The 19,028-nt window shown below is 67.7% G+C and carries 17 protein-coding genes; 8 read left to right on the top strand and 9 right to left on the bottom strand.

Annotated features, from left to right (window positions below):
* The first annotated feature begins 750 nt into the window (after positions 1-750).
* A complete protein-coding gene (locus ACWELJ_RS00820; RefSeq protein ID WP_452364094.1) occupies positions 751-1,380 on the top strand; it encodes an Ig-like domain-containing protein in 630 nt (209 codons plus the stop codon).
* Between the two features lie 24 nt (positions 1,381-1,404).
* Here ACWELJ_RS00820 and ACWELJ_RS00815 read toward each other — a convergent pair whose 3' ends face one another.
* Positions 1,405-2,352, bottom strand: coding sequence for a hypothetical protein (locus ACWELJ_RS00815; RefSeq protein ID WP_452364093.1), 948 nt, complete (start codon positions 2,350-2,352; stop codon positions 1,405-1,407).
* Positions 2,353-2,755: 403 nt separating this feature from the next.
* On the opposite strand from ACWELJ_RS00815, the gene secG reads away from it, so the two are divergent.
* Entirely contained in the window at positions 2,756-2,989 is a 234-nt protein-coding gene (secG, locus tag ACWELJ_RS00810) for a preprotein translocase subunit SecG (protein WP_154789531.1), read from the top strand.
* Between the two features lie 59 nt (positions 2,990-3,048).
* On the opposite strand, the gene ACWELJ_RS00805 is transcribed toward secG, so the two are convergent.
* Positions 3,049-3,390 (bottom strand): hypothetical protein, encoded by a 342-nt coding sequence (locus ACWELJ_RS00805; RefSeq protein ID WP_452364092.1) that lies wholly within the window; start codon positions 3,388-3,390, stop codon positions 3,049-3,051.
* On the bottom strand, positions 3,383-3,670 hold the full coding sequence (locus ACWELJ_RS00800; RefSeq protein WP_379280221.1) for a hypothetical protein: 288 nt from the start codon (positions 3,668-3,670) through the stop codon (positions 3,383-3,385). The genes ACWELJ_RS00805 and ACWELJ_RS00800 overlap by 8 nt, the downstream gene beginning before the upstream one ends.
* Positions 3,671-3,818: 148 nt before the next feature.
* On the opposite strand from ACWELJ_RS00800, the gene ACWELJ_RS00795 reads away from it, so the two are divergent.
* Positions 3,819-4,484 carry a DUF1361 domain-containing protein gene (locus ACWELJ_RS00795; RefSeq protein WP_452364091.1) on the top strand — a complete coding sequence of 222 codons (666 nt, stop codon included), beginning with the start codon at positions 3,819-3,821 and terminating at the stop codon, positions 4,482-4,484.
* 18 nt (positions 4,485-4,502) lie between these two features.
* On the opposite strand, the gene fadD8 is transcribed toward ACWELJ_RS00795, so the two are convergent.
* From fadD8 to ACWELJ_RS00780, 3 genes are read right to left on the bottom strand one after another with little or no spacing between them, the layout of a single operon-like run.
* Positions 4,503-6,110 carry a fatty-acid--CoA ligase FadD8 gene (gene fadD8, locus ACWELJ_RS00790; protein ID WP_452364090.1) on the bottom strand — a complete coding sequence of 536 codons (1,608 nt, stop codon included), beginning with the start codon at positions 6,108-6,110 and terminating at the stop codon, positions 4,503-4,505.
* A 23-nt stretch (positions 6,111-6,133) separates the two neighbouring features.
* Positions 6,134-7,327 carry a thiolase C-terminal domain-containing protein gene (locus ACWELJ_RS00785; RefSeq protein WP_452364089.1) on the bottom strand — a complete coding sequence of 398 codons (1,194 nt, stop codon included), beginning with the start codon at positions 7,325-7,327 and terminating at the stop codon, positions 6,134-6,136.
* A gap of 42 nt (positions 7,328-7,369) precedes the next feature.
* Entirely contained in the window at positions 7,370-8,218 is an 849-nt protein-coding gene (locus ACWELJ_RS00780) for an SDR family NAD(P)-dependent oxidoreductase (RefSeq protein WP_452364088.1), read from the bottom strand.
* A 53-nt stretch (positions 8,219-8,271) separates the two neighbouring features.
* On the opposite strand from ACWELJ_RS00780, the gene ACWELJ_RS00775 reads away from it, so the two are divergent.
* The 5 genes from ACWELJ_RS00775 to ACWELJ_RS00755 all read left to right on the top strand — a co-directional run bounded on the left by ACWELJ_RS00775 (position 8,272) and on the right by ACWELJ_RS00755 (position 15,700).
* Entirely contained in the window at positions 8,272-9,240 is a 969-nt protein-coding gene (locus ACWELJ_RS00775; protein ID WP_452364087.1) for an alpha/beta fold hydrolase, read from the top strand.
* A 187-nt stretch (positions 9,241-9,427) separates the two neighbouring features.
* On the top strand, positions 9,428-10,825 hold the full coding sequence (locus tag ACWELJ_RS00770; protein ID WP_452364086.1) for an amidase: 1,398 nt from the start codon (positions 9,428-9,430) through the stop codon (positions 10,823-10,825).
* A gap of 251 nt (positions 10,826-11,076) precedes the next feature.
* The gene (locus ACWELJ_RS00765) at positions 11,077-12,708 is read left to right on the top strand and encodes a DUF1254 domain-containing protein (protein ID WP_452364085.1); all 1,632 of its coding nucleotides are present in this window, start codon (positions 11,077-11,079) and stop codon (positions 12,706-12,708) included.
* A gap of 68 nt (positions 12,709-12,776) precedes the next feature.
* Complete coding sequence (locus ACWELJ_RS00760) at positions 12,777-14,138, top strand: DUF1254 domain-containing protein (protein WP_452364084.1); 1,362 nt, start codon at positions 12,777-12,779, stop codon at positions 14,136-14,138.
* Between the two features lie 62 nt (positions 14,139-14,200).
* Positions 14,201-15,700 (top strand): DUF1254 domain-containing protein, encoded by a 1,500-nt coding sequence (locus ACWELJ_RS00755; protein ID WP_452364083.1) that lies wholly within the window; start codon positions 14,201-14,203, stop codon positions 15,698-15,700.
* A 134-nt stretch (positions 15,701-15,834) separates the two neighbouring features.
* Here ACWELJ_RS00755 and ACWELJ_RS00750 read toward each other — a convergent pair whose 3' ends face one another.
* From ACWELJ_RS00750 to ACWELJ_RS00740, 3 genes are all read right to left on the bottom strand, one after another.
* Entirely contained in the window at positions 15,835-17,034 is a 1,200-nt protein-coding gene (locus ACWELJ_RS00750; protein WP_452364082.1) for a lactate 2-monooxygenase, read from the bottom strand.
* Positions 17,035-17,246: 212 nt separating this feature from the next.
* Positions 17,247-18,668: an FAD-binding oxidoreductase gene (locus ACWELJ_RS00745; protein WP_452364081.1), complete on the bottom strand. Its 1,422-nt coding sequence runs from the start codon at positions 18,666-18,668 to the stop codon at positions 17,247-17,249.
* Positions 18,669-18,721: 53 nt separating this feature from the next.
* Positions 18,722-19,028 (bottom strand): hypothetical protein (locus tag ACWELJ_RS00740; protein ID WP_452364080.1); only part of this gene is annotated, 307 nt, incomplete at its 5' end.

The following is a 19,028-nucleotide window of genomic DNA, read 5'->3' as shown; positions in this document are numbered from 1 at the left end:
CGCATCGCGCTTGGTCGGAAGTGGTCGTCGACCTCGTACTCGTCGACCTGGCGGACCGTCGCGTTCAGCCTACTCAGTCGCGCGGCGACGACGTCGGCGGCTACACCTGTTCGGTCGACCCCGTCGCACCCGTGCGACGACGCCGCCGAGCATTGGCAGTCCGAGCAGCGCGAGCACTTCCTCCGCGTTGTCCAGCCTAGGCATCGGGTCCGCCATGGCCGGACAGGACGCAGTACGTCCCGCCCATCGAAGATCTTGCTCGGTCCGAGTTCGGTCAGGACGTCGAGGTCATCCACTAGGTCGACCGCATTCATGACCGAATCCGAGACCGCAGGAACGAAGCGATCTACTCTGGTACCACGGTTCACCTGCCGGGGGCTATCTCACTTCTGATGGGACAGAGGGTGGTGCTCAGTGTGGTTGCGTGGCGATTCTCCGCAACGCTCCTTGCGACGCGTTTTTCTCCGATGTCTGGTTAGCACTTCATTGGCGGTGATGGTCGGCTGCGGATCGGTGAACCATGACACGACGTCCTGGCAGGGTGGGACCACGGAACAAAGCGGAACCATAGAACCGAGGACAGACGGCTCGGGTGAGACCTCGTCGAGCTCACCGTCGAATGGCGGTACCGATACGGGGTCGTCGGGTTTCGATTGGATTCAGGTCGGAACACACGATCCGACTTCCCCAACCCCAACCTGGCCGTTCTACACGCAGATGGCGAACAGTCCGACGGCCGGCAGTTGCGCGTTGACCTCCGACGCACAGGGCTCCCTGAGCATCTTTTCGGCCGTGCTGTCCCTCTGTCAGGCTGTGGTCGAGGGCAATGCGGACAAGTGGGACGATGTGCGACGCGGCTTGTCCGCCGGGGCTGGGGGTTGCCTCGGCGGGACGATGATCGATCTGCTGCGGCGCGCGGTAGCCTGGCACGACAGCCATCCCGGTCAACGACCCAGGGTGAAAGTGCCACCGGCAGCAGACTATTCGGACTGTGCCACACCAACGCTGACGGATCTGTCTGTATTCGGGGAGACGAAGCCTCTGCGGGTGGGGGCAACATTGCAACTGCTCGCCTACTCGGATATCAAAGAAGGCGACAATCGGGTGAGTGTGAAGGCGACCTGGACGTCGAGCGACGACTCGGTCGCGTCGGTGGATTCGGATGGGCTGGTGACCGCGCTTCATGCGGGCAAGGAAGCAGTGACCATCACCGCCCACGCGAAGTCCCCCGGAGGGCAAGAGGTCACCGCCTCCGTGCCGATCACCGTCACCAGCGCGGACTCCGGATTATCGGAGTCGAGCCCGGTGAAGACGAGCTCGCCGGGCTCGATCCCACCGGCTTCGTCGAGTCCGGTGATACCAAGCCCACGCACGCAGTGAGCAAAGGTTGAAGCACCGACTGCCTCAATGAGACAGCTGCCAGCTCACATCCTTGTCGTCGGCCACCACGATCGTGATGCCGTCGCGCCGACGCCACCCATCATGGAGCAGGAACAGATGCCCGCCGGCACGATCGAGCAGTCGTAATCCGGTCGTGCGGTAGTGCACAGTCGAGCCGTCGGGTACTGCTTCTGTTTTGACCCCGGGTGCGTCGATCCCCAACGGACGGTCGCTGAGCAGCGTCACACGTGGCATCCTCGAGACAGTCTGCTCGACCTTGCCGGCATACATGTGGCCTTCGACATCAGCCCAGTTGCCCACTTCCCTGACCAGGAACAGTGAGATCAGCACGCCGATGGCGAGCGCATACAGCCCGCGCTGCCAAGGCTCCTCGGACGGCTTGCCGTCGGAGGCGGCGTTGACGAGCCATCTGCCGTAGGCGGCGACCGCGGTCGCGATCGCCAATACCAGTGGGACCTGCAAGCCATCCATCACGGCCGGCCGGAGTGCGATTACGATCATCGCCGCCACCACGACCAGGAGCCCGGCGGCAATGGTCGCTCGGCCGACGACGCGAATCCGTCGACGAGTGGTCGATCGCTCGGACTCGGTGCCGTCCCGACGGTCGACCTGAATCTGGACGAAGCGATGCAGGGCCAGCCACGCCAGGGCGAGACCGCCGGTCAGCAGTAAGGGGATGGTCAATGTATTCAGGCTGCGCAGAACGTAATCCGGGGTCGAGTACCCGAACAACGCGACGTCGAGACCCATGTCGCGGGCCTGCTGGCTGCTGCGCTCCCAGCCGAAGTAGAACATCAGGTAACTGATGAGTGTGAGCGGCGGCAACGCGGCCACGATCGCGCCGAGCACTGGTTTCGAGGACTTCTCGCTGGCCCTATCGGGTTTTTCTCGTCGCGCTGTCCCGGCGAGCGGTGCGCGGCGCCGCGACGGCTGCGCGCCTAGCTTCGACATCGGCATCCCCCTCGGAAGGCGAAGCTCTGCTGCAGAACACTATAAGGCTCTGGATCGAGAACTCCCCGACTCGAGCGCGAAAGTCAGGTGCCGGAGGTTACCCGGCCGATGGTCGAGCATGATTGCGGGTGGCAGCGCTCCTGCGGCCGGCCACCGAGCATTGCGGGATGGTTGCTGTATGCGGTCGGTGGGGTGGTTCGAACCAGGTCGCCTCGAAGCAAGATGATCTTGGTCTGCTCTTTGGCGGCCGAGGCATCACGGTGCGTCCTGTGTCAGATCTCGCGCCACGATTTTGCGGGACATCACGGGACAACGTGTGACAGGCTGGGGCGCACCACAAGTGCGTGCCCCTCACCAGGGGGTTGGTCGGAAGCACCCCTGACGACCACCTATACTCCCTGGAATGCGGATGTTCCTGGATATCCTCCTAGTTATCACCAGCGTGCTGCTGGTGCTGCTGGTGCTGTTGCACCGCGCCAAGGGCGGAGGTCTGTCCAGCCTCTTCGGTGGTGGCGTGCAGTCGAGCCTGTCGGGCTCCACTGTCGTCGAGAAGAACCTCGACCGGATCACCATCTTCCTCGGCGTCATCTGGCTGATCTCGATCCTCGGGATCGGGCTCGAAATCAAGTTCTCCTAAAGTCCACAGCCTCCGAAATCGCCCGGGCATCCGCGAAGGTGCCCGGGCGATTCGTCATGTCAGCTCCGATGCCGGTGGACCGGTGAGAGATTCGCCAACGCGGCCGACAGCGCGCGGCGGGCGTCGGCGCGGCTGATGGGGGTGTCGTCGTCGAGGGCGGCCAGCTCGATGGTGAGGAAGTCGCGGATCAGGTCGGACATGCTGACGCCGCGGTGGTCGGCCTCGGCGCGGATGCGTTGGTCCATGGCGTAGGGGAGCCGGACCGTGCGCAGCACCGTGACGGGGGTGTCGGGGCCGGGGAGGTCGGGTTCGGGGGCGTCCTCGTCGAAGGTGAGGCTGTCGAGGAAATCGCGCGCCTCGGCTGCCGTGTTCGGGTACCCCTGGTCCGGATGGTCACTCATGGTCCGCCTCCCATTGTTCGAACTGGGCGAGAAGCCGTCCGGTCACCGGCCGGACGCCGATGACCTGCTGGTCCCACTGCGACAGCGGGCGAACCACCACCGCGAGCGGTAGCCCGGCGCCGGTGCGGCCGATGATCATGAGGGCGGGTAGTCCGCCCGTCCCGCGCACCGGTCGCGGCCAGCGCCTGCCGGGTCCGGTGAGGACCCGCAGGACCTCTTCCGGCGCGATACCGAGGCGGGCCGCGACGTCGAGGGCCCACTCGGGAATCTCATATCCCACGGCCGCATAATACGATCGTAAAACAGCTGGTCGCCACCTGTCGACCAGTCTTTCCCGATGAACACCCGCGCGCCGTTGGCCCGCGTGTTGCCGAACCCGTGAATTCGACACGCGGGACAGGGCGCGCCGCGATGGGCATCATGAAGAAATGGACCCGGTGAAAACGGTCGCGCCGAGCCTCGCGGGGGTGCTGGACCGCAATCTGTTCTGGATGGTGTGGAACACCGTGCTGGCCTGGATCCCGGTGGCGCTGGCGCTGCTGGTGTTCCGCAACGCGCGCGAAGACGAACGGCGACTACCGATTTCGCCGGTCTGGTGGGGTGGGGTAATCCTGTTGCTGCTGTTCCTGCCCAACGCGCCGTACGTGGTGACCGATCTGGTGCATCTGCGCGACGACATCCGCGCCGCGGGCAACGGCCCGGTGGTGACCACGATCCTGCCGGTGTACGGCGTGTTCATCGTGTCCGGATTCGTCGCCTACTACCTGGCGCTGGCCGAGTTGGGCCGTTTCCTGGCGGCGCGCGGACTGGCCGCGTGGCGCACCCCGGTGACCCTCGCCGTCCATTTGCTGTGCGCGATAGGCGTTTTCCTGGGCCGCTGGGTGCGGTTGAACTCGTGGGAGCCGGTGGTGCAGCCGCGCGGCACCTTCGACCGCATGATGCTGGCATTGAGCTGGAACTGGGCGCCGGTGCTCATCGCCGCGGTGTTCGTGGCAACGGCGTTGGGGCACTTCGTGACCCGGGCCGTGGTGGAGGCGGGCGTGGACAGCGCCCGCCGGGGCGCCCGGCTGATCCGAACCCGCAGGTTCGCCTAGCCGGACGCCCGCGGGGGATCAGGCGATGCCGAGGCGTTCGGCCGCGAGCACCCGGATCGCCTTCTTGTCCGGCTTGCCCAGACCGGTCAGCGGCAGCCGCTCGATCACCAGCACGTGCTTGGGCACCTGCACCGAACCCTTGCGCTGCTTGACCGCGGCCTGGATCTCGGCGGTGACGGTCTCGACCGCGGCCGGATCGGCGGCGGTGGCGGCGTCGAGGACCAGGACCGCGGTCACGGCCTCGCCCCACTGCGGGTCCGCCACACCGACGACCGCGACCTCGTGCACCAAGGGGTGTTCGGAGACAACGTCTTCCACCTCACGGGGGAACACGTTGAATCCGCCGGTGACGACCATGTCCTTGGAGCGCCCGACGATGAACAGGAACCCGTCCTCGTCCTGACGCGCCAGGTCGCCGGTGCGCAGCCACCCGTTCTTGAAGGTGTCCGCGGTGACCTCGGGCAGGTTCAGGTACCCGCCCGCGAGTAGCGGTCCCGAGACGCAGATCTCGCCGACCTCGCCTTGGGGAACCTGCTGGTCCTCACCGTCGAGCAACGCCACCCGCACCGCGGTGGAGGGCCGCCCGCACGAGGTGAGCCGCGCCTTGTCGTGCTCGTCCTTGCCCAGGTAGCTGATCGCCATCGGCGCCTCGGACTGACCGAAGTACTGGGCGAAGATCGGCCCGAACCGATCGATGGCCTCCTGCAACCGATTCGGGTCGATCGCGGACGCGCCGTAGTACACCGTCTCCAGCGAGGACAGGTCCCGCGTCTTGGAGTCGGGGTGATCGAGCAGCGCGTACAGCATCGACGGCACCAGCATGGTCGCCGAGATCTTGTGCTCCTCGATGGCGCGCAGCACCTCGCCCGCGTCGAAGCGCGGCAGCACCACACACTGCCCGCCCAACAGCACGACCGGCAGGAAGAACGCCGCGCCCGCGTGCGAGAGCGGCGTGCAGATCAGGAATTTGGGGTGGCGGGGCCATTCCCACTCCGAGAGCTGGATCTGCGTCATGGTGTTCATGGTCAGCGCCGTGCCGATGACACCCTTGGGCTTGCCGGTGGTGCCGCCGGTGTAGCTGATCGAGATCACGTCCGAGGGCAGCAGTTCGGTCGCCTCGACCGGCCGCGGCTCGTACTTGTCGGCGGCGGCCAGGATGTCCACGCCGACGTCGGCGAGCTGCTCGGGCACCGGGCCCAGCACCAGGATCTTGGTCAGCGTCGGCACCATGTCGACCAGTTCGCGGGCGCGCTGCACGAACGCCGGCACCGGGTCCAGGATCAGCGTCGAAATGCCCGCGTCGGCAAGCACATACGCGTGATCGTCGAGGCCGCCGATCGGGTGCAGCGCGGTGCGCCGCGAGCCCACGATCTGACCGGCGCCGATGGTGAACAACACCTCGGGCCGGTTCAGGGCGAGCACACCGACCGGGGTGCCGGTGGTGACGCCGTGCTCGGCGAAGGCGTCGATGTAGCGGCTCATGCCGTCGAGCACCTCGCCGCCGGTGAGGACGTGGTCGCCGAGGGTGAGCACCGGGCGGTCGCGGTGCCGCTTCAGCCCGGCCACCAGGGCGTGCCCGTTGTGCACGGGCAGCCGCAGCATGGTGTCGGGATCGATTGCACTCATGGGGTTCTCAATTCATCCGATGGTCACGCGGTGTAGGCCGAGTACAGGGTGACGACGACCGCGCCGCCCAGGCCCAGATTGTGCGCCAGCGCGGTGCGCGCGCCCGCCACCTGACGGTCGCCCGCGAGTCCGCGCAGCTGCCAGCTCAATTCGGTGCATTGCGCCAGGCCGGTCGCGCCGAGCGGGTGGCCCTTGGAGATCAGGCCGCCGGAGGGGTTGACGACCCACCGGCCGCCGTAGGTGGTCGCGCCGGACTCGACCAGCGCGCCGGACTCGCCCTCGCCGCACAGGCCCAGCGCCTCGTAGGTGATGAGCTCGTTGATGGAGAAGCAGTCGTGCAGCTCGATCACGTCGACATCGTCGACGGTGATTCCCGCGCGCGCGAACACCTTCGACGACGCGGCGCGGGTCATGGGCGCACCCACCACGTCGATCATCGAACCGGTGGAGAAGGAGGTGCCGTCGTCGGTGGCCAGCTCCTGGGCCAGGATCTCGATGGCCTGGCCCTCGAGGCCATTGGCCTTCACGAACTCCTCACTCACCACGACCGCGGCGGCCGCGCCGTCGGACATGGGCGAGCACTGCGAGCGGGTCAGCGGGCCGTGCACGGCCTTGTCGCCGAGCACCTGCTCGAGGGTGTACGCGTCCTGGAACTGGGCCAGGGGGTTGTTGGTCGAGTGCTGGTGGTTCTTCACCGCGACCGCGGCCAGCTGCTCGGGGGTGGTGCCGTAACGCTTCATGTGCTCGATGGCGGCATTGCCGAAGAACTGGGTGGTGATCGGCGCGGCGGAGAACTCGAAGTGCTCCTTGTTCACCTTCAGGTGGTGGTCGACCGTGGTGACTTTCGGCTTGGTGGCCGGGCCCGCCATGGCCTCTTTGGTCATCTGCTCGAAGCCGACGGCCAGGGCGACATCGGTGATGCCGGAGGCGACCCACTCGCGGGCGAACATCAGCGCGGTGGAGCCGGTGGCGCAGTTGTTGTTCACGTTCACGACCGGGATACCGGTGAGACCGATGTCGTAGAGCGCCCGCTGGCCGGCGGCCGAGGGCTGGAAGACGTAGCCGACCGCGGCGCGCTGCACCTGGTCATAGGTGACGCCCGCGTCCTTCAGCGCGCCGTTGACGGCCTCGGCGACCATCTCCGGGTAGGTCCACTCGCGGGAACCGATCTTGACGAACGGCGTCATGTTCACGCCGACGACGAAAACGCGTCGCATTGGGTTGTCCACTCCTGTTCTTCGGGAACGTAATTCGTGTGTCTAGTCGGCGCGCGGGACGCGGCCGTCGATATCGGTGAAGCCGTACGCCTCGGCGAGGTCGGCGACCTTCCAGGCTTTTCCGGTGCGCGTCAGGCGATCCGGGTCCGCGGCCAGCGCGGTGACGGCGCGGCCGGCGAAGTGCGGGGTCTCGGCCTGATCCAGGTCGAAGGTGCCCTCCCCGGGCAGGGTGACCAGGCGGCGGCCCTGGTCGTCGGCCGGAACCAGCTGCAGCAGTTCGGTATTGACGATGCCCGGCCAGATGGAGACGGCGGTGGTGCCGGTGCCCTCGAGGTCGTGGGCCATGTCGGCGGTGAGCCGGTCCACGGCGGTCTTGCCGACCCCGTAGACCGCGTTGTGCATGTGCCGGACCGCGCCGGGGGAGGAGACGCTCACGATCAGGCCCCGCGACTCGATGAGCAGCGGCGCGGCGAAAACGCTGGCCACGTAATGGGATCGGACGCCGATGTCGAAGCCCTCGTCCCAGGCCTTCGGCGGCACCTCCCAGAATTTGCGTCCGATCCAGCGCGCCGAGGCGGGGGAGTTGTAGACGTTGTTGACCAGGATGTCCAGCCGGCCCTGCTCGTCGCGGATCTGCGCGAAGAGCTTCTCCACCGCGGCGTCGTCGCGGTGGTCGCACACCACCGCGATGCCGCGCCCGCCGAGCGCGTCGATCTCGGCGGCGGTGGCCGCGACGGTGCCCGGCAGGTGCCCGGGCGTGACGGTGCGACCGGTGACGTACACGGTCGCTCCGGCCGCGCCCAGCTCCAGGGCGATGCCCTTGCCGATGCCCCGGCTGGCCCCGGTCACCACCGCGACCGTTCCGGCGAGAATCTTGGGTATTTCGCTCACGACCTCTGGACATTACCTTGAAATAGGAACGTGTTCTAGAAATTGGAGGCGGAGTGGAACTGACGCATCGGACGATCGACACCGGGGAGGTCCGCCTGCACGTCGCGGATCAGGGCGAGGGCTTCCCGGTCGTGTTCTGTCACGGGTTCCCGCACACCTGGTACATGTGGCACCACCAGCTCGACGCGGTCGCCGCCGCGGGCTATCGTGCCCTGGCCCCCGACCTGCGCGGATACGGCCGCACCGAGGCCCCCGCGGACCCGGAGGCCTACACCAACGCCGCCGTGATCGGCGACCTGCTGGCCTTGCTCGACGACATCGGCGCGGAGCGGGCCGTCTTCGTCGGCCTCGACTTCGGCGCGCAACTGGTGTGGGAGCTGAGCCTGCGCGCTCCCGAACGGGTCGCCGGCGTGGTGGTCCTGAACAACCCGTTCGCCCCCCGGCCCCCGCGCCCGCCGTCGGCCTTCTGGACCAAAGCGGCCGAACGCCACTTCCTGCACCTGTCCTACTTCCAGACCCCCGGCGTCGCCGACGTCGAACTGGCCGCCGACCCGCGCGGCTTCCTGGCCCGGGTCTACTACTCCCTCTCCGGCGACTACCACTACCTCGATACCTGGAAGAACCCGCCCGGCCTCGGGTACCTCGACGTCCTCCCGCAGGCTCCCGCCCTGCCCTGGTCGTGGCTGTCCCAGGCCGAATTCGACACCCTGGTCGCCGATTTCGAGCGCACCGGCTTCACCGGCGGCCTCAACTGGTACCGCAATCTGGACCGCAACTGGGAACTGACCGAGGCCTACGCCGAGGCCAAGGTGGAGGTCCCCACCTACTTCCTCTACGGCGAGAACGACCCGGACATGGAGGGCTTCTCCGGCCGCGACCCGCTGGCCACGCTGCGCGCCAATGTCACCGACCTGCGTGAGGTCGTCGACGTGCCGGGCGCGGGCCACCTGGTCCAGCTCGAACGCCCCGAGGCGGTGAACAGCTTCATCGTCGGTGCGCTGAAAGGACTCGACCTCGGCTGACGCCTGATTCGACCCGGGCCGCCGGCGCGCCCTCCCGATCGAACCGCAGCCGGAACGATGCGTCGCGCGCCGCCGTATCGGTGCGGACCTTGATCGCGGGGGCACAGCCCGACGTCATCTTCTGTTCGTATGACCAGTCCGGGGGTACGGTCGGGCTGAGCCGGAGAGTCGATGAGGAGGTCGGAGCATGGCAGCGCGAGTGCATGCGTTCACCGATGACGCGTTGGGTGAGCACGACGGCGTGGGGATCGCCGCGTTGATCCGGCGGGGAGCACTCAGTGCCGCGGAGGTGTCCAAGGCGGCGCAGGAGCGGGCGGCCCGGGTGAATCCGGAGTTGAACGCGCTGGTGGTTGATTTGGATACGCCGCTGGTGTCGGGGGAGCGGGACGCGCTGCTCTACGGTGTGCCGACGTACGTCAAGGACAACACCGATGTGTCCGGGCTGCCCACCCAGCACGGGAGCGCCGCGTGGCGGGCACGGCCCGCGAAAGCGCACGGCCCCTTCACGAAACAGTTCCTCAGCACCGGGGTGACCGTGCTCGGGAAGACCACGCTGCCGGAATTCGGGCTGAACGCCACGACCGAATTCGCCGCTGCCGCACCGACGCACAATCCGTGGGCCACGGGATTCTCGTCCGGAGCGTCCTCGGGTGGTGCGGCCGCCATGGTCGCCGCGGGCGTGGTGCCGATCGCGCACGGCAATGACGGCGGCGGCTCGATCCGCATCCCCGCCGCCTGTTGCGGGCTGGTCGGATTGAAGCCGACCCGCGGCCGTCACATCGACGGTCCGCAGGCTCGCTCCATGCCGATCAACCTCGTCTCCGAAGGCGTGCTCACCCGCACCGTCCGCGACACCGCCACGTATTTCGCCGCCGCCGAACGCTTCTGGCGGAATCCGGCGCTGCCGCCGGTGGGCCTGGTCGAAGGTCCCGCGCAACGCCGCCTGCGGATCGGCGTGCTCACCGAACCCATCACCGGCGCCCCGCTCCACCCGCAGGTCCGGGCCGTCCACGACGAGACCATCGCGCTGCTGGAGAGTCTCGGCCACGAGGTGCGGCCGATCCCGTACCCGGTGGATCGCGGGTTCGCCGACGACTTCGCCACCTACTGGGCGATGCTGGCATACCTGTTGGGGCGCACCGGAAAACTCACTCTCGACCGGTCCTTCGACGCCGCCCGGCTGGACCCGTTCACCCGGGGCCTGGCCGCCCGCTTCCGCGGTTCGGCGCTGCGCTCACCCGCGATCCTGTACCGCCTCGCGCGGCTGCGCCACGCCTACGCCCGGTCCTTCCGCGACATCGAACTGGTGGTGTCCCCGGTGCTGGCCGACCTCACCCCGCTGCTGGGCTACCTGAGCCCGGACCAGCCCTTCGACGAGGTCTTCGAGCGCCTGCTCGCCTACGTCACCTACACCCCGCTGGCGAATGTGACCGGCGCACCGGCGCTTTCGCTCCCGATGGGCGCGTCCGCCGACGGCCTGCCGATCGGCATGATGTTCTCCGCCGCGCACGGCGACGAACGCACCCTGCTCGAACTCGCCTACGCCCTGGAGGCGGTGCGGCCCTTCCGCCGCATCCAGGACTGAGAAGCGAATCCAGGACTGAGCAGCCGTTTCCGAACCTCCGGATGGGGTGCATCCCGACTTCTGACGCTTGCTGCACGGAGCTGGAAGGCTCGCTGGTCACCGACGTCTCGCTGAAGATGTCGCGGCTGCGGTGACTGCAGACACTCCTGAGTGTGAACACCGATAAGGGCTCAGGAAATTGTCAGTTACCAATTTTGTCAGTGTTAACATCGCAGTTCATTAGCATTTTCCGGGGTCTATTCAGTGGTCTGATGAGACGGGAGATAGCATTGGGCAAACTTCGGTGGTCGCGGACGGAAAACCTCACCGAAACCCACCCCGGCCCACCGCCCGAATCCGGCGGCCTCTCGCGGCGAGCGGCGTTCCGCGGTGCGGGGGTCGCGACCGTCGCGCTCGGGGCAAGCGCGGTCGTGGCTGCCTGCTCGAGCGACTCCGGTTCCTCGAGCGGTTCGTCGGCATCGACGACGGCCGCGCCGGCGCAGAAGAACGCGGTCAAGGTCGATGCCCAGGCCGCGGGATCGTCGGCCGATCTGACCAAGCCGGTGACCGGCATCGACATGTTCGACTCCTACGCCCGCACCATCGCCCAAACCGCCTACGTGTGGGGATGGCCGCTGGTCAACGCCCGCAACCGCCACGACCAGAGCACCCAGGCGCCCGTCGCCGGTCTGGTCAACGGTGTCGTGCCCGCGGCGCCGCAGGGGCATTTGTCCATGCTGTCGAATTACGTCGATCCGTCCGAAACGTTCGTCACCTGCCCCAATCAGGACGTGGTCTACGGGCTGGCGTTCTTCGACCTCGACGAGCAGCCGGTCATCGTGCAGGTTCCCGACTTCGGGGATCGGTTCTGGGTGTACGCCCTCTACGACCAGCGCACCGACCAGTTCGGGGAGCTCGGCAAACCCTACGGCACCAAGCCCGGCTTCTACATGCTCGCCGGACCGAACTGGAAAGGCGACACGCCCAAGGGCGTCGAAGCGGTCATCCGCAGCACCACACGCATCGCCAACGCCATCCCGCGCATCTTCATGGACTCCACCCCCGAGGACCACACCGCAATCCAAGAAGTGCTCAACAAGGTCATGATCTACCCGGTCTCCGACTTCGACGGAAAGCAGAAGACCACCGACTGGTCCACACTGCCCACGCTCCCCGGCGCGGCGTCCGATGGCGGGGAGACGAAATGGGTTGTGCCGGAGAAGTTCTTCGACGAGTTCGGCTCCGTCCTCGACCAGGTGCCACCGCTGCCGGGTGAGGAAGGGCTCTACGGGCAGTTCCGCAGCATGCTCGACGCGGCCGGCAAGAACCCGGCGTTGAAGCAGCTCCTCACCGACACCGCGGTCGCCACCGAGAACGATGTGATCAAACAGTTCTTCGCCTGGAAGCACAACGGCCTGCCCGCCGGGAACGGCTGGAACCGCTCGGTCAACAACGCCCAGTACGGCCTGGACTACTTCAACCGGACCGGCACCGCCAAATCCAATATGTACGACAACCGGCCCACCGAAACCCAATACTTCTACACCGACAACGGCGCCACCGGCGCGCCCCTGGACGGCAACCGCGGCTACAGCGTCACCTTCCCCGCCGGGCAAGAGCCGCCGGTCGACGGGTTCTGGTCGCTGACCCTCTACAACGACAAACACCTGTTCAATCCCAATGACCTGAAACGGTATTCGCTGGGCACCAAGAACAAGGACCTGAAACGCAACCCCGACGGCTCGCTCACCCTCTACGCGGGCGCGCACAACCCGGGCCCCGACCGCGAATCCAACTGGCTCCCCGCGCCTTCCGGACCGTTCTCCCTCTACATCCGCGCCTACTGGGGCAAGCAGCCCATCCTCGACGGCAGCTGGCAGCCGCCGGCCATCCAGTCCGCATAGTCCTCCACCGGCCGAGCCGGTCGGGCGATTCGTTGTGTCCAAGCGTGATTCAGAAAGGATGTCGCCGAATGTCGAGCGAAACCGCCGGATCTGGCTCCCGATTGCCGGACGCGTATGTCGAGACCGTCGCCCGATTCGCCTACGTATGGGGTTGGCCGATGGTGTCGATGATCAACCGTCGCACCGGGCTCACCTCGGTCCCGGAACCAGGTTTGCGTGGCGGAGTCCTCCCGAACGCGCCGCTGGGCCGGGTGTGCATGATGACCGACTACATCGCACCCAGCCAGCGGTTCGTGGCCTGCACCAATCAAGACGTGCTCTACGGCTTCGGGTTCGGCAGCATCGACGAACAACCCGCGGTCTTCCAGATCCCCGACTTCGGCGACCGATTCTGGGTCGCGGCCGCCTGGGACCATCGCACCGACTCCTTCGCCCGTCTCGGCAAGCAGTACGGGACCCAGCCCGGCTTCTACGCCGTCGTCGGACCGAACTGGAAAGGCACACTGCCGCAAGGGATCACCGGCAGCTTCCGCTCGCCGACCGCGCTGGCGGCGTTCTGCCCGCGGGTGTTCATCGAGGACACTCCCGAAGACCGGGCCGCGGTCGCGGAACTGATCAAGCAGGTCAACATCTACCCCCTCGACGAATTCGACGGCACCGTCCAGCGCTACGACTGGGCCGCGGTGCCCAGCTTCCCCGCCCCCGATACCGGCGGCAGCGGCGAAATCCACTGGGTCGATCCCGGCTCCTTCTTCGACCAGCTCCCCGAAGTCCTCGACACCGTGCCGCCCCTGCCCGGCGAAGAAGCCCTCTACCAACAGTTTCGAGCCCTGCTCGCGGCGGCCGAGTCCGCACCGGAAGTCAAGAAGACGATGGTCGAAACCGCCCACACGACCGAGGAAGAACTCATCACGTCGCTGCTGCGCTGGGAATTCAACGGCCCACCCGCGGGCAATGGCTGGTATTCGCCCACCAACAACTCCGCCTTCGGCACCGACTACCTCACCCGCACCGCCATCGCGCGATCCAACATGTTCGAAAACGCGCCCCAGGAAACGAAATACATCTTCACCGACACCGACGTCGATGGCACCCAGCTCGACGGCGCACACTCCTACACCGTCACTTTCGCCTCCGGCGCACTCCCCCCGGTCAACGGATTCTTCTCTCTCACCCTCTACAACAAGCACCACTTCTACTTCGAGAACGACCTGGGCCGATACTCCCTCGGTACCAAGAACCCGGGCCTGCGCTACGGCGACGACGGCTCCCTGACCATCCACGTGGCCAACACCCCACCGCCGAACAGCCCCGAATCCAACTGGCTGCCCGCGCCCCCGGACGAATTCTCCGTCTACATCCGCGCCTACTGGCCCCAGCAACCCATTCTCGACGGCACCTGGCAACCACCGACCGTCCGCCGCGTGTGATCCGGACCCGCCCGAACGGCACGCTGACGACCGAACCGGATCAACGAGGAGGCATTCCTATCATGAGTTGGCAGCAGGGCAACGCCAGCGGCGTATCCAACGGTGGCCAGCGCCGTGCGTTTGCCGATGCGGAGTTCTCCGGGGGTTATCCCACCGACGACACCGCCACGATGTTGAGCGACGAGCTGTTCTACCAGCGGGCCACGCAAAGCTATCTGTGGGCGCTGCCCGCGGTGAACATGTACGCGATGAAGAAGGGGCTCGGCGCGGTCGCCGGCACCGGCTACAACGTCATGTCGGTGTACGAGAAGCGCCTCGAGCCCAACACCGTCATCACCACACCGAACTCTGACGTCATCTACTGCATGGGTTTCGCCGACCTGAGCCAGACCGGTCCACTGGTCCTCGAGGCGCCGCCGAAGATCCAGGGTTTGCTCGACGATTTCTGGCATCGCCCGCTGACCGGTCCGAACATCGACGGTGTCCAGTACCGCGGCGATATCGGTATCCCCGGCCCCGACAAGGGAAATGGTGGCAAGTACCTCATCGTCCCCGCCGGGCAGAAGATCGAGGACCTGGGGGTCAACCCCGCCGACTACTTCGTCTACGAGTGCCGCACCAACGGGCTGCTGATCTTCCAGCGCGGCTTCTTCCAGTCCGTCGACGACCTCACCCCGGGGGTGAACGCGGTCCAGGGACTGGTCGTGCGCCCATTGAAGGGCGACGCGAAACCCATGGAGTTCAAACACGTCTCCGATATCTCGGCCAATGCGCTCTTCCCGCGTGACGGCTCCTACTTCGACATGCTCGACGAACTGATCCAGAGCGAACAACTCGACACCGTCGACCCCTACATGCACGGTGTGCTGGCGGCACTCGGTATCAGCAAGGGCTCCGACTTCGAGCCCACCGACCACCAGCGTGAACTGCTCGACCAAGGCGCCGAGACCGCGTGGCGGATGGCCAAGAACATCGCCGCCCACTACGACGAGGAGGCCAACGCACTGTGGTGGTCTGATCGGCACTGGGTCGCCCACGCCAAAACCGAACTCGACGACTTCTGGCACACCCTGCTCGACGAGGAATTCCGCGACCGCGAGACCGGCTACACCGACGTCGACGCCAAGGCACACATGTTCATCAACGCCTACTCGATCAGCACCGGAATGATGTCGTCGATCGTCGGATTCGGCGCCAAATACGGTGCGGCATACAAGGACAGCACAGGTGAGTACCTGCGCGGCGAGAACCACTACACCATCGATCTGCCTGCCGATCCGCCCGCCCAAATCCTCTGGTCGGTCACGGTGTACGACTCCGACACCGCGTCCGGAGTGGATGCTCCCGGGCAGGTCTATCCGTCACTGAACTCCATGAACAACCTGAAGTTCAACCCCGACGGCACAGTGACCTTCCACATCGGACCGAACCCGCCCGACGGCGCCCAGAACTGGCTGAAAACCAACCCCGGCAAGGGCTGGTTCAGCCTCATCCGCTGGTACGGGCCCACCGAGGCGTTCTTCGACCGGAAGTACAAGCCCGGCGACTTCGTCAAACAGTAGCCGCCGAGCGAGTCTCCTCCGACCGTGGTGATCACACACCTGCGCAGCACTTTCCAGTAGGAGGGGGCTCGCTTGCCTGTGGCTCCCGGGCGGCGTCGCGCGGCTGCCGATACCGCCGCGAATCTTCTCGTCGGTCAGCGCTCGGCGGGAGAGTTGGCCTCGCGATAGGTCGTCACAGCGACGGGTCGCAGCGCGTCGGGGGTCAGGTCCTTCAGGGTCGGGTAGCCGTCCACGGCCATGATCAGATCCGCTTCGGCGAGCAGGGTGCGCAGCACGTGCACGATGCCGTCGGCGCCGCCCAGGGACAGGCCGTAGGCGTAGGGGCGGCCGATGCCGACCGCGGACGCGCCCAGGGCGAGGGCTTTGATGATGTCCGCGCCCGAGCGGACCCCGGAGTCGAACAGCACCGGCAGCCCGTCGGCGGCCGCCACCACACCCGGCAGCATGTCCAGGGCCGGGAGGCCGCCATTGGCTTGGCGGCCACCGTGATTGGAGCAGTAGATGCCGTCGACGCCCAGGTCCTTGGCACGGCGCGCGTCATCGGGGTGGCCGATGCCCTTCACGATCAGCGGCAGCTTGGTCAGCGAACGCAGCCACGGCAGGTCGGCCCAGGTGAGGGGATTGCCGAAGACCTGGATCCAGCGCAGGATCGCGGTCTGCGGATCCTCTTCGGGCGACTTCGCGAGGCTCGCGCGGAACACCGGGTCGGTGAAGTAGTTGGCCAGGCAGTGCCCGCGCAGCTGCGGGAAGTTGCCGGTCGACAGGTCGCGCGGCCGCCAGCCGGTCACCCAGGTGTCGAGGGTGACCACGATGCCCTGGAACCCCGCCTTCTCGGCGCGCTTGACGAGGCTCGCGGCCAGATCGCGGTCGGTGGGGGTGTAGAGCTGGAAGAAGCCGGGGGTGTCACCGAATTCGGCGGCGACATCCTCCATGGGATCGACCGTCAGCGTGGACGCCACCATCGGCACCCCGGTACGCGCCGCCGCCCGCGCGGTCGCCAGATCCCCATGCCCATCCTGCGCGCACAGTCCGATCACACCGACCGGAGCCATGAAAACCGGTGCGGCCCAGGTGCTCCCGAACAACTCGACGGACAGGTCGCGCTCTTTGGCCCCGACGAACATGCGGGGCATCAGCCCCCATCGATCGAACGCCGCCACATTGGCATTCTGGGTCCGCTCGTCCCCGGCTCCGCCCGCCACATACGAGTACACCGACGGCGGCATCGCCGCCCGCGCCCGCTCGGCCAGATCGGCGTAGCTCACCGGCAGCGCCGGCACCACCCCGCGCAAACCGTTGAAGTAGATCTCGTTCTGAAAATCACCGAATGCCACGCGCAACCTCCTTGTTCACGCACCCGCCGCCGGAGCGCCCCGTCATTCTGCCAGCAGACCTTACCGCCCGGTAAGTATTGGGCGGTGCACTGCTGGGCCGAAGTCCGGCGTCCGGGCGACCGCTGTGTGTCGACGCCGCGGGTACCTGCCGCACCCCGCGTGGTCTCCCGACCGGTGGCAGGTCCCCACGGCTCTCGACGCGGAACCGGAGCTCAGTGCTCGGGCAGGTTCCAGCGCGCGGCCGGCGCGAACACCCCGGCCGGGTCGTAGCGGCGGCGCGCGTCGGCGAGCCGCTCGCGTTGGGCCGGGGACCAGGCCGCGAGGGTGTCCGCCGACCCGCCGCGCGGATCCAGGCCGAAGTTCGGCGTGGCGGCGTTCAGGCTCCACCGGTCCAGGGCCGCGACCAGACCGTCCAGCATGGCCGGGATCATCGCGGCGACCGGCGGGGCCGGCACGCCGACCGCGAACACCTGGAACGCCGCGTCACGACCGGCGACCGTATTGAGCGACAGCGGTTCTCGCGCGATCGCGCCGCCGTACGCGCGGATCTCGGTCATGCCGATCGGCGTGCCGGCGACGGCTCCGAGCAAGGCGTCGAGTGCCGCGTCGGGCAGCTCGCGCAGCAGGGTCCCGCGATCCAGGGCCGGCATCGCGTGGGTCGGGTCATTGTGGATCGAAGCCAGGTCCCGGTAGGGCAACTCGGCGACGGTGTCCAGCAGCGGCGCCGCGACCGGCCGCAGCGGGGCCAGCAGCGCCGCACCCTCGGCGGGATCACCGACGTGGGCGTACCGCAGATGCAGCACCGTGGCACCCCGCAGCGGCTCCGGAATCTCCGGCAGCGGCGGCAGATTCAGGATCGCCACCGAACTGGTGACCGTCTCCGGCGCGGTCGCCATCCAATTCCGCCACGCCCGCAGCACGGTCGGGGCGTCCTCGACGCGGTAGGTGAGGCCGCCGGCGTACAGGGTGCGAATCGGGAAGAGCCGGAACGTCATCTGGGTGACGATGCCGAACGCCGCACCGCCGCCGAGCAGGACCCGGAACAACTCGGGTTCGGTGTCGGGGGTGACGCGGCGCAGGGTCGCGTCGGCGGTCACCACCTCCATGGCGGTGACGTGGTCGGCGGCGAAACCGTAGCTGCGCGCGATCGGGCCCAGACCGCCGCCGAGCGTGTACCCGACCACCCCGACGCTGGTCGAGGACCCGGCGAGCCCGGCCAGACCGGCCGGGGCGGCGGCGTCGAGGACCCGCTGCCAGCGCACGCCCGCTCCGACGGTCGCCGTGCGTTGCTCGCGGTCGATCGAGATCGCGTCGAGCAGGGTGGTGTCGACGAGGATGCTGTCCGCGGGAGTCGGCAGCACCCCGTGACCGGTGGCCCGCACCGCGACGGTGTAACCGGTCTCGACGGCGACGCGCACGGTGGCCGCCACATCGGCGGCACTGCTGGCCACCACGACGGCCGCGGCCGCGTGTTCGATCGCGGCATTGAATCCGGCCGCCGAACGCCGGTACCCCTCCTCGTCGGGGGTGTGCACCTCGCCGGCGACGGTGGCGCGCAGGCGGTCGACGACCGCGGCGGCGGGCATCGGATGGCGGTCGAGGCCGGGCGCGGTCGGATCGAAGACGCTGGACATGGGGCTCCTGAAAGTCGGTGGTGTCGATCGATATCCAGCAGACCGCACGCCGCTTATCGCGAACTTAGCTGCCGCCCAGCATCATCGGTGGGCTCGGCCGCGATGGTGCTGACCAGAGCGTTCACCTCGGCCCGTGTGAGTCTCGCGCCTGCCGCCACGCCCGCGTCGAACTCGGCCGCCGACAGCGCGGACCGGACCTCGGCGGCCTCGCGGACGGCGTCGACCGGATCCATCACCTCCGGCAGGAACCCGATCCGCCCGCCCAGCGCGCGCACCGCCCCGAGCAGGCGGGCGCCGTCCGCGGGGCGACCCGCCCGGGCCGCGAGCGCCGCGGCCAGCTGCGCCATCACCAGCCAGGAC

The sequence above is a fragment of the Nocardia sp. NPDC004582 genome (assembly GCF_053602115.1).
The sequence above is the reverse complement of the archived record's forward strand: the minus strand, read 5'-3'. Positions and strand labels throughout refer to the sequence as shown.

Excerpts from the sequence above, each read along its gene's own strand:
- fadD8 (WP_452364090.1), bottom strand. The coding sequence starts at position 6,110 with ATGAGTGCAATCGATCCCGACACCATGCTGCGGCTGCCCGTGCACAAC.
- ACWELJ_RS00785 (WP_452364089.1), bottom strand. The coding sequence starts at position 7,327 with ATGCGACGCGTTTTCGTCGTCGGCGTGAACATGACGCCGTTCGTCAAG.
- ACWELJ_RS00770 (WP_452364086.1), top strand. The coding sequence starts at position 9,428 with ATGGCAGCGCGAGTGCATGCGTTCACCGATGACGCGTTGGGTGAGCAC.
- ACWELJ_RS00755 (WP_452364083.1), top strand. The coding sequence starts at position 14,201 with ATGAGTTGGCAGCAGGGCAACGCCAGCGGCGTATCCAACGGTGGCCAG.
- ACWELJ_RS00805 (WP_452364092.1), bottom strand. The coding sequence starts at position 3,390 with ATGAGTGACCATCCGGACCAGGGGTACCCGAACACGGCAGCCGAGGCG.
- ACWELJ_RS00760 (WP_452364084.1), top strand. The coding sequence starts at position 12,777 with ATGTCGAGCGAAACCGCCGGATCTGGCTCCCGATTGCCGGACGCGTAT.
- ACWELJ_RS00765 (WP_452364085.1), top strand. The coding sequence starts at position 11,077 with ATGAGACGGGAGATAGCATTGGGCAAACTTCGGTGGTCGCGGACGGAA.
- ACWELJ_RS00745 (WP_452364081.1), bottom strand. The coding sequence starts at position 18,668 with ATGTCCAGCGTCTTCGATCCGACCGCGCCCGGCCTCGACCGCCATCCG.
- ACWELJ_RS00795 (WP_452364091.1), top strand. The coding sequence starts at position 3,819 with ATGGACCCGGTGAAAACGGTCGCGCCGAGCCTCGCGGGGGTGCTGGAC.
- ACWELJ_RS00815 (WP_452364093.1), bottom strand. The coding sequence starts at position 2,352 with ATGTCGAAGCTAGGCGCGCAGCCGTCGCGGCGCCGCGCACCGCTCGCC.
- secG (WP_154789531.1), top strand. The coding sequence starts at position 2,756 with ATGCGGATGTTCCTGGATATCCTCCTAGTTATCACCAGCGTGCTGCTG.